Genomic DNA, 13729 nt, shown 5'->3' on the forward strand with positions numbered 1-13729 from the left:
GGTGAGTTCTCCCCAACTATTCACATGTGCGCGAAAACTTGTGGATAACTCGACTAGCGGGAGCCCTGCTTGATACGAGTCGTCAGTTCCGTGACCTGGTTGTAGATCGATCGGCGCTCAGCGATCAACTGCGAGATCTTCTTGTGCGCGTACATCACCGTCGTGTGGTCGCGGCCGCCGAAGAGCTGTCCGATCTTCGGGAGGGAGAGCGGAGTGAGTTCACGGCAGAGGTACATCGCGATCTGCCGAGCCGTGGCGATCTGCTGTGCGCGAGTCGGGCCGTAGAGGTCATCGACGGAGAGATCGAAGTACTCGGCGGTCTTGCTGATGATGTCCGAGGGCTGCACCTCGTTGTCCGCGTCGAGGGTGATGAGGTCCTTGAGCACCGTGTGCACGAGCTGCATGTCGATGCGCTGCTGATTCAGGCTCGCGTACGCCGTCACGCGGATCAGGGTTCCTTCGAGCTCGCGGATGTTCGACGAGAACTTGCTGGCGATGAACTCGAGGATGCTGTAATCGATCTCCAGGTTCTCGCGCTCCGCCTTCTTCCGCAGGATCGCGATGCGGGTTTCGAGGTCCGGAACCTGGATGTCGGTGAGCAGGCCCCACTCGAAACGCGAGAGCATCCGCTCCTCGAATCCGCGGAGCTGCTTCGGCTGCACATCACTCGTGATGACGACCTGCTTGTTGTGATCGTGGAGCGTGTTGAAGGTGTGGAAGAACGCCTCCTGCGTTTCCACCTTGTCCTCGAGGAACTGGATGTCGTCGACGAGCAGAATGTCGACGCTGCGGTACCGCGCGTGGAAGGCGGCGCCCTGGTTGTTCGCGATCGAGTTGATGAAGTCGTTCGTGAAGTCCTCTGAGCTGACGTACCGGACGCGCACGTCGGGGAAGAGCTCGCGGGCGTAGTGGCCGATGGCGTGCAGAAGGTGCGTCTTGCCCAGCCCGGAATCGCCGTATATGAACAGCGGGTTGTACGCACGCGCGGGGGCTTCGGCCACTGCGACGGCCGCGGCGTGAGCGAAACGGTTCGACTGGCCGATGACGAAACTGTCGAAGCGGTACTTCTCGTTGAGTCGGCTGTCCACGGCCTCTTCCGCGCCGTGACGACGTCGGGGTTCGGCCACGGGGCGTTGCGTATCGTGTCGTGGAGCATCGAAACGCGCATTTCCGAAGTCCGGTGCATCGGCATCGCGGGTTGTAGTGACCGGCGCCGGCGGTGCAGGGGCCGGCTCGGGATCGATATCGGGGTGCGCGTCTTCGTCGACGATCACGATGAAGTTGTCGATCTCGTGCGCTTCGGGAATACGCGCAATCGCCGCCATGATCGCCGGGCGAAGACGATTCTCGAGCAGCTTCAGCGTGAAGTCGAGCTGTACGGCGAGATACAGCGTTCCCGCAGCGATTCCGCGCGGAAGAGCGAGCGCGAGTTGCGCGCCCACCGCCGGCCCGACAGCCGGATCTCCCATGACGGCCTGAGTGACGCGATCCCAGACTTCCTGCAGTTCGTCCTCAGTCACGTCGCTCCCGGCTCGCTGTTCATTGGTTGAGATCACCCGTTATACCCAGGCTTATCCACAGGCGAACGAGCGCGATGTCGCGAAAAAACAGCGAAGTCCAGCCGCCTGCGAACACTTGCGCCCACGTTAGTCACAGATTTGTCCACAGGCAAGTCGGACGGCGAAGATGGCACGGCATGCGAGAACTCCGTGTGCGAACCCACCAGAATCGCGGCGAACTTTGACGGAATCGGGGTGAAGGCGTAGAGTGAAGACCTTGTATGGGTGGCTCGTGTACGACGAGTGCGTCATCGTGTGCTCGAAAACGATTTGATCACGCGCGTGGTCGCACGCACGCGGGCGACCTGCATCCGACTTCCTCGCCGCCCGAGAGGCACGGGGATCTATTCCATAAGTCACGGAGTCTTCATTATGAGCAAGCGTACCTTCCAGCCCAACAACCGCCGCCGCGCCAAGGTGCACGGCTTCCGCGCCCGCATGCGCACGCGCGCCGGCCGCGCGATCGTGGCGGCTCGTCGCGGCAAGGGCCGCTCGAAGCTCACCGCGTAATCGACGTACTCCCCCCGGGATCGATCATGCCTGCACGGCGAAATCGAGTGACCCGCGGAGAGGACTACCGGCAGACCGTTCGTGCCGGACGCCGCGTGGGTGGTGCATTGTGCATCACCCACGCGGTTTTGCGTTCGACGGGTTCAGAAGCGAGGTTCGGGTTCATCATCTCGAAGGCGGTGGGGAACGCGGTGACGCGCAACCTGCTACGCCGACGCCTGAAGACGATCGTGGAGCAACGCCTTCGGTCAGGGATAGCGGGGGTCGACGTGGTGTTTCGTGCTCTTCCGGCCTCGGCCGAAGCGGATTTCGCGTCACTCGATCGAGAGATCAATCGCGCGCTCGATCGTGTGGAACGCTGGCAGACTCCCGCGCAGGTGGCGACATGATGCGAGTCATGACGGAGCTGTGGCTCGCCCCGCGCAATGCCGCGCTCGCCTGCATGCACGCCTATCGCAGACTCGTCTCTCCGCTGTACGGCGAAGTCTGCAGGTATTATCCATCGTGTTCCAGATACGCTGTTGACGCGTATCAATCCCGCGGCTTCATCGTCGGAACCGCTCTCACCGCGTGGCGGTTGCTGCGCTGCAATCCTCTCACGCCCGGCGGCATCGATGACGTGCCGCAGCGAGCGCACTCCCACTTCGTGACCAACACCCGCGGCTTCGTCCGCCCCATCGAGCGAAAGGCTTAACCCGGTGGACTTCTTCGAAACAATCCTGTGGCCGCTGCGCTGGCTCGTCGAGCTCGTGCTCGCGGTCTGGCACCAGGCCTTCACCTGGCTCGGCATGGATCCGGAGTCCGGTCTGACGTGGGTGCTGTCGATCATCGGTCTCGTCGTCGTGGTTCGGTCCGCGCTCATCCCAGTCACGGTGCGACAGATCAAGTCGCAGCGTCGCATGATGGATCTCGCTCCCGAGATGAAGAAGATCCAGGACAAGTACAAGGGCAAGAAGGATCAGTACTCCCGCGAGGCCATGAGCCGGGAGACGATGGCTCTGTACAAGAAGCACGGTACGAACCCGTTCTCGTCGTGCCTGCCGATCCTCATCCAGATGCCGGTATTCTTCTCGCTCTTCTACGTGCTGCGCCATGCGTCGGACAACACGACGGGCATCGGCTTCATGACGGCGGAGCTCACGAAGAACTTCAACGCCGCGGAACTCTTCGGCGCTCCGCTGAAGATGACCTTCACGCAGGGCTGGGAGTCCGGCAACTGGACCGTCGTCGTGCTGCTCGGCATCAACGTCATCCTGATGATCGGATCGCAGTTCTTCACGCAGCTGCAGATCATGTCGAAGAACGTCTCCGACGAGACGAAGAACTCTCCGATGTACCGCCAGCAGCGCATTCTGCTCTACATCATCCCCTTCGCGTTCCTCTTCTCCGGTGTTGCATTCCCGCTCGCGCTCAACGTCTACTGGTTCACCTCGAACCTCTGGACGATGGGCCAGCAGTTCATCGTGATCCGGAACATGCCGACGCCCGGCAGTGACGCCTGGCGAGCGCGTCAGGAACGCCTCAAGGCGAAGGGCAAGCTGACCGACGACGAGAAGCGCGCGCAGGCTCGCGGCGAAGAGATCGCTCCTGCGAAGACGGGTCAGCGGCAGCAGCCGATCAGCGCCAAGCGTTCGAAGAAGAAAGGCAAGTGATGGTGACGGACGACCGCACTGCTCCCGGATCGACCACTGACGAGCTCAGTCTCGCGGAACTCGAGGCTGACGGCGATCTCGCCGCCGACTACATCGAGGGCCTGCTCGACATCGCTGATCTCGATGGCGACATCGACATCGACGTCGCCAATGGACGCGCCTACGTCTCGGTGACCGGAGGCGACGCCGACCTCGAGCGTCTCGCGAGCGTCGACGCCGTGCAGGCGCTGCAGGACCTGACTCGTCTCGCGGTGCAGGCGAGGACGGGTCGTTTCTCGCGGTTGATCGTCGATGTGGGCGGCTCCCGGGATGCCCGGGCGGTCGAACTCAAGCGCATGGTCGATGCTGCGGTCGCGCAGATTGCGGCGGGCCGTGAGCACGTGGAGCTCGAACCGATGTCCTCCTATGAGCGCAAGCTGGTGCATGACGACGTGGCGGATCGCGGGTACTTCTCCGAGTCCCGCGGTGAGGGCCGCGATCGCCGCCTCGTCATCAGCCGCGCCTAAACGCAGCGCCGTTTCACGTGAAACTCCGGAAGGACGACCATGCCCGTTGAGCAGGTGACAGAGCAGGAGCCTGCTGCCGCCGCCGTGATGGCGGGCGAGCGCATTGACGTGCTTCGGGCGTTCGCCGCAGACCTCGGCGAGCGCGGCGAGGAGCTCGGTCTCATCGGTCCGCTGGAGGCGCCCCGACTCTGGACTCGGCACCTGCTCAACAGTGCGCTGCTCGCTCCCCTCATCGTCAGCGGTGCCCAGGTCGCGGACATCGGTACCGGCGGAGGCATGCCGGGCCTGGTTCTCGCGATCGTGCGACCGGATGCGCACTTCGTATTCGTCGAGCCGATGGAGCGGCGTTGCGCATGGCTTGCCGAGCAGATTCAGACACTCGGGTTGGTGAACGCTGAAGTACGACGGGGCCGCGCCGAGGAATTCCACGGCGCGTTCGAAGTGGATCAGATCACGGCGCGCGCGGTCACAGCGCTGCGGAGGCTCGTCCCGCTCACCGCTCCGCTCCTTCGGGACGGCGGTGACATGCTGTTCTTGAAGGGTGCCTCGGTGGAGAACGAGATCGGAGCGGCGGCCAAGGTGCTGCAGAAGTACCGAGTGCGCGACGTCGAGGTGTCCGAGCTCGGCACGGATCTCGTCTCCGAGGGTCTGCTCGCTGAAACGACCCGTGTCTTTCGAGCTAAAATCGTGAGACATGGCTGAAGCGGAGAAATCGCTCGTCGGCGACCATCTCGTCGATAAGATTCGGCGACGGCGCAAACTCGCCGAAACGGTGTCTCCGCTCCCGGCGGAGACGCGCATCATCACGGTCTCCAATCAAAAGGGGGGCGTGGGCAAGACGACGACCACCGTGAATCTTGCGGCGGCTCTGGCTCGCCGCGGAGCGACGGTGCTCGTCATCGACATGGATCCGCAAGGGAATGCTTCGACCGCTCTCGGTGTACCCCACCGGCCGGAGGTGACGAGCATCTACGACGTGCTGCTCGGGGACGACACGATTCCCGATGCGTTGCAGCCGACGTCAGATCACGAGAATCTCTGGTGCGTTCCCTCGACGATCAACCTCGCCGGCGCCGAGATCGAGCTGGTGTCTCTCGTCGCGAGAGAGCAGCGCCTGCGCACGGCTCTCCAGACCTTCCTCGCGGAGTCGGAGCGCACGTACCACTACGTGTTCATCGACTGCCCTCCGTCTCTCGGTCTCCTCACGGTGAACGCGTTCGTCGCGGCGGATGAGGTGCTGATCCCGATTCAGACGGAGTACTACGCGCTCGAGGGTCTGAGCCAGCTTCTCGGGAACATCCAACTCATTCAGAAGCATCTCAACCCCGGGCTGCGCATCTCGACGATCTTGCTGACGATGTACGACGCTCGAACGAATCTCGCGCAGGAGGTAGCGGGCGAGGTGCGCGAGCACTTCCCCGACCAAGTGCTCAGCGCCATCGTGCCCAGATCGGTGCGGATCTCGGAGGCGCCGAGCTACGGACAGACGGTGCACGCCTATGACGGAGCATCGATCGGAGCGCTCGCCTATCTGGAGGCGGCCGCCGAGATCGCGGAACGCGGCGCCGGTGAAGCCGCAGGTGACATTCAGCAAGACGGAAAGGCCTAACGCATGGCGACCAAGAAACGAGGCGGTCTCGGTCGCGGAATCGGCGCGCTCATTCCGCAGACGTCATCGGGCGAGGAGCGCCCTGTCGACGTGTTCTTCCCCTCAGGCGCGGCGCCTGCCGCCGTCAGTGCCACTCCGAATCCTGAGGCGGACGAGAAGCGGGCCCCCGAGGGTGACACCGCGCCTCCCCTCCAGGAGGTGCCGGGTGCGCGTCTCACGAGACTCAGCGTCGAAGACGTGGTGCCGAACCGGGTTCAGCCCCGTTCCGAGTTCGATGAGGAGGCGCTCGAAGAGCTGACCCACAGCGTTCGGGAGTTCGGAGTCTTCCAGCCGATCGTGGTGCGCGCGATCGAACCGGTGCCCGCCGAGGGTGCGCGGTACGAACTGATCATGGGCGAGCGCCGACTGCGCGCGTCGAAGCGCGCGGGTCTCGACACGATCCCCGCGATCGTGCGCAGCACCGCCGATGAGCACATGCTGAGAGACGCACTGCTCGAGAACCTGCACCGCGCACAGCTGAACCCGCTCGAGGAGGCGTCGGCGTATCAGCAGCTGCTCGCCGATTTCGGGATCACGCAGGAGCAGCTCGCCGAGAGCATCGGACGTTCGCGTCCGCAGGTCTCGAACACGATCCGTCTCCTGCGGCTGCCGGAGCCCGTGCAGGCGCGCGTCGCCGCGGGGGTGCTGTCGGCGGGCCACGCGCGTGCGATCCTCTCGCTCGATGGCGACGTCGACGCGATGCAGCGGCTGGCCGACAAGGTCGTGAACGAGGGACTTTCGGTGCGCGCGGCCGAGGCCGCCGCCTCGGAGGAGCCGAAGCGCAACAGGCCGAAGCCCCGAGCGGGAGGCGTACAGGCGCAGCTCGGGGAGATCGCGGAGCGCTTGGGCGACCGGTTCGACACGCGAGTGGCTGTCAAGCTCGGCGCGAAGAAGGGTCAGATCGTCATCGACTTCGCGACGATCGCCGATCTCAAGCGTATTCTCACCGACCTCGGTGATCCCGGCTTCGGCGCCTGAGGAACTCCTCCGCTATCCGCAGAGGCGGCCGTAGAGGGCTCTCCGAACATGAGAACGGCCGGCAATCGTCGAATCGATTGCCGGCCGTCACTCTGAGCTGAAAGTGTCTTCAGCTCACTGGCTTCAGATGATGCCGTCGAGGTGCTTCTCGATCATCGGCTTCGGCATGGCGCCAATGATCTCGCGCACCTCGGAGCCGCCCTTGAAGACCTTCATCGCAGGAATGGACGTGATGCGGTACTGAGCGGCGAGATTCGGGTTCTCGTCGACGTTCAGCTTCGCGATCACGATCTTGCCCTCGTTCTCGGCGGCGATCTGATCGAGCACGGGCGCGACGGCGCGGCAGGGGCCGCACCACTCAGCCCAGAAATCGACGAGAACGGGAACGTCGCTCTGGAGGACGGCCTGCTCGAAGCTCTGCTCGTCGACGGTGATTGCCTGTGACATGGTGACTCCTTCTGACGTGTTCTTGCGGTTAGACAGTCGCGAGTGCGATCTGCTCGGCCTGCTCGTGCGCAGCGAGGTAGTGCTCGGCGTCGAGGGCGGCGACCGTGCCGGAGGCCGCAGCCGTGATGGCCTGGCGGTACGACGGGTCGATCACGTCACCCGCCGCGAATACACCGGGGACCGATGTGCGCGAGCTGCGTCCCTCGACCGCGATCGTGCCATCGTCCGTCAAGTCGAGCTTGCCGTGCACGAGGTGCGTACGGGGGTCGTTGCCGATAGCGATGAACAGGCCCTCGATGGCGAGGTCCTTCTCGGAGCCGTCGACCGTGTCGCGGAGCGTGAGGCCCGTGACCTCGGTTTCGCCGTGGATCGCAGCCACCTCGGAGTTCCACACGAACTCGATCTTCGGGTTGTCGAACGCCCGCTGCTGCATGATCTTCGACGCCTTGAGCTCCTCGCGACGATGAATCACGAAGACCTTGTCGGCGAAGCGGGTGAGGAACGTCGCCTCCTCCATCGCGGAGTCGCCTCCGCCGACGACCGCGATCGTCTTCTCGCGGAAGAAGAAGCCGTCGCAGGTTGCGCACCACGATACGCCGTGACCGGAGAGGCGATCCTCGTCGGCGATGCCGAGCTTGCGATAGGCCGAGCCCGTCGCGTAGATCACCGTGCGGGCCTCGTGAACCGACCCGTCGCCGGCAGTGACGCGCTTGACGTCGCCGGTGAAATCGACCTCGGTGATGTCGTCGTAGACGACCTCCGTGCCGAACTTCTCGGCCTGCTCCTGCATCTTCTGCATGAGGTCGGGTCCCTGCACGCCCTCCGGGAACCCGGGGAAGTTCTCCACCTCCGTGGTGTTCATGAGCTCGCCGCCGATGCCGACCGCGCTCGCGAACAGCACAGGCTCGAGGCCGGCGCGCGCGGCGTAGATCGCCGCGGTGAAACCGGCCGGGCCGGATCCGATGATGATGATCTGGTGCATGACGCTCCTTGCACACCTGGTGATTGGGTCGCGGTGATGACCGCTCGGATGATACAACCCATCCTAGGCGCGCGGTATTCCTGGCGACTGAGGCCGGGACTACATCGCCCGAGCCGGTTCCTCTGGGGCGTCCTGCGCTCCCGACGATCCCTCGGCTCGATGACGTCTGCGGCGCACGCTCCGCAGAATGCCGAATACGAGGAGCAGCACCGCCAGCCCGCCCAGCGACCAGAAGATGATTGTCTCGATGCTGCTGCGGATGGTGATCGACAGCGTGCCCGTGAACACCGTCGTCTGCTCGTCGGCCGCCGACACGCTGACGACGAGACCCGATTCTCCGGACGAGACGCGACTGCGCACGGGCACGAGCACGCGCTCGGTCGTCTCCGCCGGCACGATGACGTCCTCGAAGCGGCGCTCCTCCACGGAGAGGGCTGCTGATGCCGGTTCGACATCGACCGTGACGGCGGCGTCGAAGGGAAGCGCGTTGCGCAGCTGCACGGGGACGCGCGATGAACTGCCGACGAGTTGAATGTGCTCGGTACTGATCGCTTGAACCCCGCTGAGCAGCTCGGCGTCGCGCTCCCGGAAGGCGGCCGCGACGTCGGCGAAACCGCCCTCATCGCCGGCGTACCGCGTCGAGAAGAGCTCCAGGAGACGCGTGCGCTGGTAACCGCTGAGGTACTCGGGATGGGTGAGCACCGCGCCGACCTCGTTCACGGATCCCTCGCGGTTCGATGCGGAACGCAGGAGCTCGAGTCGGTCTTGCAGCGGGCCGGACGGTCGAAGTTCGACTGATCCCGTGCCCTGCTCGGCGATCGCCGTCGGCGAGGTCCACGCGAAGGTCTCGAGTTGCTCGAGCAGAGCCGCCGGATCGGCCGCGCCCCCGGTCGCCCCCCGGTCGAGGGCGAGTACCACCCCGTCGGAACCGTCCTGGGCCTCCAGTACGAGTTCCGCGGCGATTCGCGCCACTCCTCCGGAGCGCTCGGTCTCGGTCGCCGCTCGCAGCGCGGTGCGGGCGGCGCGGTCGAGCTCCGCGTCGGTGACCGTCACCTCGGTGTCTCCGATACTCCCCCGCGGCCCGCCGGCGAGCTCGACTCCCTCCGAGCTCAGCACGAGGCTGTCAACGCCTTCGCTCTCGAGCAGCGGGAGCAGTGCCGGGTCAGCTCGGCCCTCCGCCGGCCAGGCGTGCAGCGACTCCTGCTGGGGCCACGCGAGCAGGTCGCTCAGCGCGGGAAGCGGAGCTGACTCCGGCTCGATTTCGGGAGTCGATTCGGCGCCGGCGTCGGCTTCGTCGGCGGAGTCAGTGCTCTCGGTGCCGGATGCGCCATCTGCGACGGAGTTGCTATCGGAGCCGGAGCCGGAGCCGGAGCTGGGGCCGGAGTCCGCATCGGCCTCGGTGCCCGCATCGGACGCCGGTGCCTCGGAGAAGCTCCCGAACCTGCTGACGAAGTCGAGGCTGGTGGGCTCCAGCAGCGTCGTGAACCCGAGCGCCGCTTGCGCGGACGGGTCGGCGTCGGCGAACTGCAGGAGGAATGATGGAAGCGGGGTGGTCTCGAGGCGGTTGAGCAGCAACTGGGCGTTCCGCGGCGCCTCGTCGCCGTACGCGCGGATACCCGCGATCACGCGGGGGTCGATCGCGAGCGTCGCCTCGTGCGTTCGAGCAGCCGTCAGCAAGCGATCCCAGCCCGGAGCGAGATCCTCGAGCTGGCCGCGCGTCGGCAGCGTACGAATATCGGGGGGCAGCACGAACGGCACGATGACGCTCAACGGGACGCTCTGCGCACCCGCCCCCTTCCAGACGATCGAGGTTCCGCTCGAGACCGTCGCCGGGACGACAGCGGTCTGATCGGTGGGTTCTGCTCCGAACAACGCGAATCCCGGTTCAGGAGCTTCGACGAACTCGAGCGTCGCACCGACGCGATACGCCCCCGCGGCCGCGTTCGGACCGATCGGCAGCTCGCCGCGGGGTACCGTCACCGTCACCGTCTGATCCGCGCCGGGAGCGGTCGATCCCACTTCGGCCTCCGCGAAGCGGATCGCGGACTCGGGGAGCGCCTCTTCGAGCTCTGCGGGATCGTTCAGGCGCGTTGCGTCGAGCTCGAGCGACACCGTGCCGGCGGGCAATGCGGCGGAGGTCGAATTCCGGATCAGCAGGCCGAACTGCACCTCATCGTCTGCAGCTGCGATCACGGGTTCGCGCGGCGAGACCACGAGCTCGACGTCCGCTCCCCCACCGGTCTCGGATGTGATCGGGGCGCCATCCGCGCTCCTCGGAGGTTCGACCGACGTTCCGAAGACGGCTCCGGCCAGCACGGCTCCGGCGAGCGCCCACGATCCGACAGCGCGCGCGTGCAGACGGAGGAGTGGGAGCATGGCGTCAAGTCTAGGGACCGGACCTACCACGCGGAGCCGAGTACCCTAGAGGGATGCCTTCCCTCGCTGCATCCATGGATGCGTTGCGCGCTATCGCCGGTTCGGCGCCGGTCGCGGCACTCGCCGCAGCCTTCGCCGAACGCGGTCATGAGTTCGCCCTCGTCGGCGGCCCGGTGCGCGACGCGCTGCTCGGCCGACCGGTGACGGATCTCGACTTCACCACGTCTGCTCACCCGGACGAGACGCGAGCCGTGCTGGACGCCGTCTCGACGAACGTCTGGGATGTCGGGCGCGATTTCGGCACGATCGCGGCGAATGTACTGGGCGAGACGGTCGAGATCACCACGTATCGCGCGGAGACGTATCGCGACGACTCGCGAAAGCCCGAGGTGCGCTTCGGCAAGACGATCGAGGGCGACCTCGTGCGCCGCGATTTCACGATCAACGCGCTTGCGCTCATGCTCCCCGATCTGCGCCTCGTCGATGTCTCCGGGGGGCTCGAGGATCTGCTCGCGGGCAAGATCCGCACGCCGGGCGCCCCCGAGGAGTCGTTCACCGACGATCCGTTGCGCATGCTGCGGGCTGCGCGCTTCTCCGCGCAGCTCGGGTTCGAGGTCGGTCAGGAGACTCGGGTCTCGATGGAGGAACTCGCAGAACGGCTCGACATCATCTCGGCCGAGCGGATCCGCGACGAGTTCGTGAAGCTCCTGTCGGCCGGCGACCCGCTCCCGGGCATCCGACTGCTGGTCGAGACGGGCCTCGCCGAGCGTTTCCTGCCGGAGCTCACGGCGCTCATCGCGACGCAGGATGATCACGGACGGCACAAGGACGTCTACGAGCACAGCCTCACCGTGCTGCAGCAGGCGATCGGGCTCGAACGATCGCGTGGCGCGCGGGCCGGAGGCGACGCAGGGGCAGTGGCGCCCGACATCGTTCTGCGGATCGCGGCGCTGCTGCACGACATCGGCAAACCCGCGACGCGCCGCTTCGAACGGGGCGGTGTCACGTTCCACCACCATGATGTGGTGGGTGCGAAACTCGCGAAGAAGCGACTGCGCGAACTGCGGTTCGACAACGACACCGTGAAGCGCGTCGCTCGGCTCATCGAACTGCACCTCAGGTTCTTCGGGTACAGCGACCAGCCGTGGACGGACTCGGCGGTGCGCCGCTACGTCCGCGACGCCGGGGAAGAACTCGAGCGCCTCCACATCCTGACTCGGGCTGACGTCACCACGCGCAATCGGCGCAAAGCGGAGCGACTCGATCATGCCTACGACGACATCGAGCGGAGGATCTCCGAACTCGCGGAGGCCGAGGAGCTGGCGGCGGTGCGTCCCGAGCTCGACGGCGAGCAGATCATGGGGATCCTCGGCATTCGACCCGGGCCGGCGGTCGGCCGCGCGTATCGCTACCTGCTCGAGGTGCGTCTCGACGAGGGGCCGATCGGGGCGGAGGCAGCCGAGACGAGGCTGCGCGCGTGGTACGCCGAGCACGGCGACGAGTGAATGGGAGATCGTGACGTGAGTGAGACTGCTTCGACCTGGTTCGACGGGCGTGCGCGGGTGCTGTTCGTGCACGCGCATCCCGACGATGAGACGATCGCGACCGGTGGCACCCTTGCGGCTCTCGCGGAGGCCGGTCGGGAGCCCCTGCTCGTGACGCTCACGCGCGGGGAGCGCGGCGAGGTGGTGGCCGGCCCGCTGGAGGCGCTGGTGGCAGCGCACGGAATCGCGGTCGCTCGTCAGAACGAACTCAAGACGGCGCTCGGCATGCTGGGGGTGGATCGCCACGCGTTCCTCGGAGTCGAGCCGGCGCGCGCCGAAGGGCATCCCCCGGTGATCTACGAGGATTCGGGTATGGCATGGGGCCCGGACGGGCGCGCAACGGCGGCGCAGGATGCGAGCCCGGATGCGCTCACCTCGGCCCCCGCGGTGGAGGCGCTGAACGATCTCCTCGCCGCCGCCTTCCATTCGGGTGCGCAGGCGATCGTGAGTTACGACGACGGCGGCGGGTACGGGCACCCGGATCACGTCTTCGCGCATCGCATCGCGCGCGCGGTCGCGCACGCTCTGGAGATCCCGTTCTGGGGCATCGTCTCCGACGTCTTCGCGAGCGATGTCGCCCCCGTGCACGCGAGCGAGTCGGTCGAGGCGTACGACGTCTCCCCCTGGCTTCCGCGTAAGGTCGCGGCGCTGCGGGCGTACGGCACGCAGCTCACGGTCGACGGGGACGAGATCGTGCACGTCGGCGGGCAGCGCGAGCCGATTGGCACGGTCGAGGCGTTCCGGCGCCTGACACCGGTGGCGGGTTCGCCGGGGTCCTCTTCCTCGGCGGACTGAGACCCGGGGGCGGAACGGAGCGAGGATGAGTCGATATCACGACCCGGTTCAGCAGCTGCTGAGCCTGCCGGAGATCAAGCGGAGCACCGTGGGTTTCCACCTGGCCTGGTCCATCGGCTTCGTAGTGCTCGGCACGATCTTCATCGCCGTCGCCCTCGGTTCCTCCTCGAACGCGGAGGCGGTGTGCCGCCCCGGCGTCGACTGCTCAGCAGCCGCGGGCGCGAGCCGGGCGTTGACGCTCGCGCTGATCCCCTTCGGGCTCCTCTTCCTCCTCGCCCTCTCCATCGGCGGAGCATTCATGATCCGTCACCGCCTCTGGTTCAACCGCAGCGCGGATGCGCTTCGCCGTCGTGCGACGGGAGCGCCGGTCGTGCGCGTGTTCGAGCGCACGTGGCACTCGGACGACGCCTGGAACGAATGGATCTACCAGCAGTTGAGAGCCGGAGATCTCGCGGCGCTGCAGCAGCTCGGAATGCCGCAATGGCACAATCTCGGGGATCTCATCGTGCACGTCTACGAGGCCCGGGCGGATCGCGTCGCGTACGTCTGCGTCGGCTCGTACGCGGCTCGACGCCGCGGCCGCGATACGGGCTGGCGTCCGATCGTCATGAGCGGCCCGTGGTACGACTTCACACTGCAGTTCTTCGGGGTCGCACGCACGCCACACTCTGTATGACGCTTCGGGCACGAGGTGCTAAGCTGTTGAAGTTGTCTGCGTTCAGTGCACCCTGC

At 66.1% G+C, this 13729-nt stretch carries 15 protein-coding genes; 11 read left to right on the forward strand and 4 right to left on the reverse strand.

The features are described 5' to 3' along the window. Positions 1 to 53: 53 nt before the first annotated feature. Positions 54 to 1469: a chromosomal replication initiator protein DnaA gene (dnaA, locus tag PQI23_RS02850; protein WP_339971821.1), complete on the reverse strand. Its 1416-nt coding sequence runs from the start codon at positions 1467 to 1469 to the stop codon at positions 54 to 56. A gap of 462 nt (positions 1470 to 1931) precedes the next feature. On the opposite strand from dnaA, the gene rpmH reads away from it, so the two are divergent. Genes rpmH through PQI23_RS02890 form a run of 8 tightly spaced genes read left to right on the forward strand, consistent with a single transcriptional unit; the run spans position 1932 to position 6853 of the window. Continuing rightward, a complete protein-coding gene (gene rpmH / locus PQI23_RS02855; RefSeq protein WP_010155609.1) occupies positions 1932 to 2069 on the forward strand; it encodes a 50S ribosomal protein L34 in 138 nt (45 codons plus the stop codon). Positions 2070 to 2095: 26 nt separating this feature from the next. Next, complete coding sequence (gene rnpA / locus PQI23_RS02860; protein ID WP_339971362.1) at positions 2096 to 2458, forward strand: ribonuclease P protein component; 363 nt, start codon at positions 2096 to 2098, stop codon at positions 2456 to 2458. Beyond that, positions 2458 to 2763 (forward strand): membrane protein insertion efficiency factor YidD, encoded by a 306-nt coding sequence (gene yidD, locus PQI23_RS02865; RefSeq protein WP_445238398.1) that lies wholly within the window; start codon positions 2458 to 2460, stop codon positions 2761 to 2763. Before rnpA ends, yidD begins: the two co-directional genes overlap by 1 nt. 4 nt (positions 2764 to 2767) lie before the next feature. Next, positions 2768 to 3721 (forward strand): membrane protein insertase YidC, encoded by a 954-nt coding sequence (gene yidC / locus PQI23_RS02870; protein WP_339971365.1) that lies wholly within the window; start codon positions 2768 to 2770, stop codon positions 3719 to 3721. Continuing rightward, entirely contained in the window at positions 3721 to 4227 is a 507-nt protein-coding gene (locus PQI23_RS02875) for a Jag family protein (RefSeq protein ID WP_339971367.1), read from the forward strand. The genes yidC and PQI23_RS02875 overlap by 1 nt, the downstream gene beginning before the upstream one ends. Before the next feature lie 39 nt (positions 4228 to 4266). Next, positions 4267 to 4929: a 16S rRNA (guanine(527)-N(7))-methyltransferase RsmG gene (rsmG, locus tag PQI23_RS02880; RefSeq protein ID WP_339971369.1), complete on the forward strand. Its 663-nt coding sequence runs from the start codon at positions 4267 to 4269 to the stop codon at positions 4927 to 4929. Further along, positions 4922 to 5836 carry a ParA family protein gene (locus PQI23_RS02885; RefSeq protein WP_339971371.1) on the forward strand — a complete coding sequence of 305 codons (915 nt, stop codon included), beginning with the start codon at positions 4922 to 4924 and terminating at the stop codon, positions 5834 to 5836. The genes rsmG and PQI23_RS02885 overlap by 8 nt, the downstream gene beginning before the upstream one ends. A gap of 3 nt (positions 5837 to 5839) precedes the next feature. Further along, on the forward strand, positions 5840 to 6853 hold the full coding sequence (locus tag PQI23_RS02890) for a ParB/RepB/Spo0J family partition protein (protein ID WP_339971373.1): 1014 nt from the start codon (positions 5840 to 5842) through the stop codon (positions 6851 to 6853). A 123-nt stretch (positions 6854 to 6976) separates the two neighbouring features. Here the strand turns inward: PQI23_RS02890 and trxA are convergent, their stop codons facing one another. The 3 genes from trxA to PQI23_RS02905 all read right to left on the reverse strand — a co-directional run bounded on the left by trxA (position 6977) and on the right by PQI23_RS02905 (position 10658). Further along, a complete protein-coding gene (gene trxA / locus PQI23_RS02895) occupies positions 6977 to 7300 on the reverse strand; it encodes a thioredoxin (protein ID WP_010155619.1) in 324 nt (107 codons plus the stop codon). Positions 7301 to 7328: 28 nt separating this feature from the next. After that, entirely contained in the window at positions 7329 to 8282 is a 954-nt protein-coding gene (gene trxB, locus PQI23_RS02900) for a thioredoxin-disulfide reductase (RefSeq protein WP_339971376.1), read from the reverse strand. Between the two features lie 99 nt (positions 8283 to 8381). After that, positions 8382 to 10658, reverse strand: coding sequence for a DUF6049 family protein (locus PQI23_RS02905; protein WP_339971378.1), 2277 nt, complete (start codon positions 10656 to 10658; stop codon positions 8382 to 8384). A gap of 53 nt (positions 10659 to 10711) precedes the next feature. Between PQI23_RS02905 and PQI23_RS02910 the strand changes: the two genes are divergently transcribed. Genes PQI23_RS02910 through PQI23_RS02920 form a run of 3 tightly spaced genes read left to right on the forward strand, consistent with a single transcriptional unit; the run spans position 10712 to position 13673 of the window. After that, positions 10712 to 12163 carry a CCA tRNA nucleotidyltransferase gene (locus PQI23_RS02910; RefSeq protein WP_339971380.1) on the forward strand — a complete coding sequence of 484 codons (1452 nt, stop codon included), beginning with the start codon at positions 10712 to 10714 and terminating at the stop codon, positions 12161 to 12163. A 15-nt stretch (positions 12164 to 12178) separates the two neighbouring features. Next, positions 12179 to 12997: a PIG-L family deacetylase gene (locus tag PQI23_RS02915; protein WP_339971382.1), complete on the forward strand. Its 819-nt coding sequence runs from the start codon at positions 12179 to 12181 to the stop codon at positions 12995 to 12997. A gap of 25 nt (positions 12998 to 13022) precedes the next feature. Next, a complete protein-coding gene (locus PQI23_RS02920) occupies positions 13023 to 13673 on the forward strand; it encodes a hypothetical protein (protein ID WP_339971384.1) in 651 nt (216 codons plus the stop codon). The last annotated feature ends 56 nt before the right edge of the window (positions 13674 to 13729 follow it).

The organism is Leucobacter sp. USCH14 (genome assembly GCF_037619215.1).
Classification (GTDB): domain Bacteria; phylum Actinomycetota; class Actinomycetes; order Actinomycetales; family Microbacteriaceae; genus Leucobacter.

Bases quoted from the DNA above. Each gene is read 5' to 3' on its own strand.
- PQI23_RS02875 (WP_339971367.1), top strand. From the start codon at position 3,721: ATGGTGACGGACGACCGCACTGCTCCCGGATCGACCACTGACGAGCTC.
- PQI23_RS02910 (WP_339971380.1), top strand. From the start codon at position 10,712: ATGCCTTCCCTCGCTGCATCCATGGATGCGTTGCGCGCTATCGCCGGT.
- PQI23_RS02905 (WP_339971378.1), bottom strand. From the start codon at position 10,658: ATGCTCCCACTCCTCCGTCTGCACGCGCGCGCTGTCGGATCGTGGGCG.
- dnaA (WP_339971821.1), bottom strand. From the start codon at position 1,469: ATGGGAGATCCGGCTGTCGGGCCGGCGGTGGGCGCGCAACTCGCGCTC.
- trxA (WP_010155619.1), bottom strand. From the start codon at position 7,300: ATGTCACAGGCAATCACCGTCGACGAGCAGAGCTTCGAGCAGGCCGTC.
- rnpA (WP_339971362.1), top strand. From the start codon at position 2,096: ATGCCTGCACGGCGAAATCGAGTGACCCGCGGAGAGGACTACCGGCAG.
- yidD (WP_445238398.1), top strand. From the start codon at position 2,458: ATGCGAGTCATGACGGAGCTGTGGCTCGCCCCGCGCAATGCCGCGCTC.
- rsmG (WP_339971369.1), top strand. From the start codon at position 4,267: ATGCCCGTTGAGCAGGTGACAGAGCAGGAGCCTGCTGCCGCCGCCGTG.
- rpmH (WP_010155609.1), top strand. From the start codon at position 1,932: ATGAGCAAGCGTACCTTCCAGCCCAACAACCGCCGCCGCGCCAAGGTG.
- PQI23_RS02885 (WP_339971371.1), top strand. From the start codon at position 4,922: ATGGCTGAAGCGGAGAAATCGCTCGTCGGCGACCATCTCGTCGATAAG.
- PQI23_RS02890 (WP_339971373.1), top strand. From the start codon at position 5,840: ATGGCGACCAAGAAACGAGGCGGTCTCGGTCGCGGAATCGGCGCGCTC.
- PQI23_RS02920 (WP_339971384.1), top strand. From the start codon at position 13,023: ATGAGTCGATATCACGACCCGGTTCAGCAGCTGCTGAGCCTGCCGGAG.
- trxB (WP_339971376.1), bottom strand. From the start codon at position 8,282: ATGCACCAGATCATCATCATCGGATCCGGCCCGGCCGGTTTCACCGCG.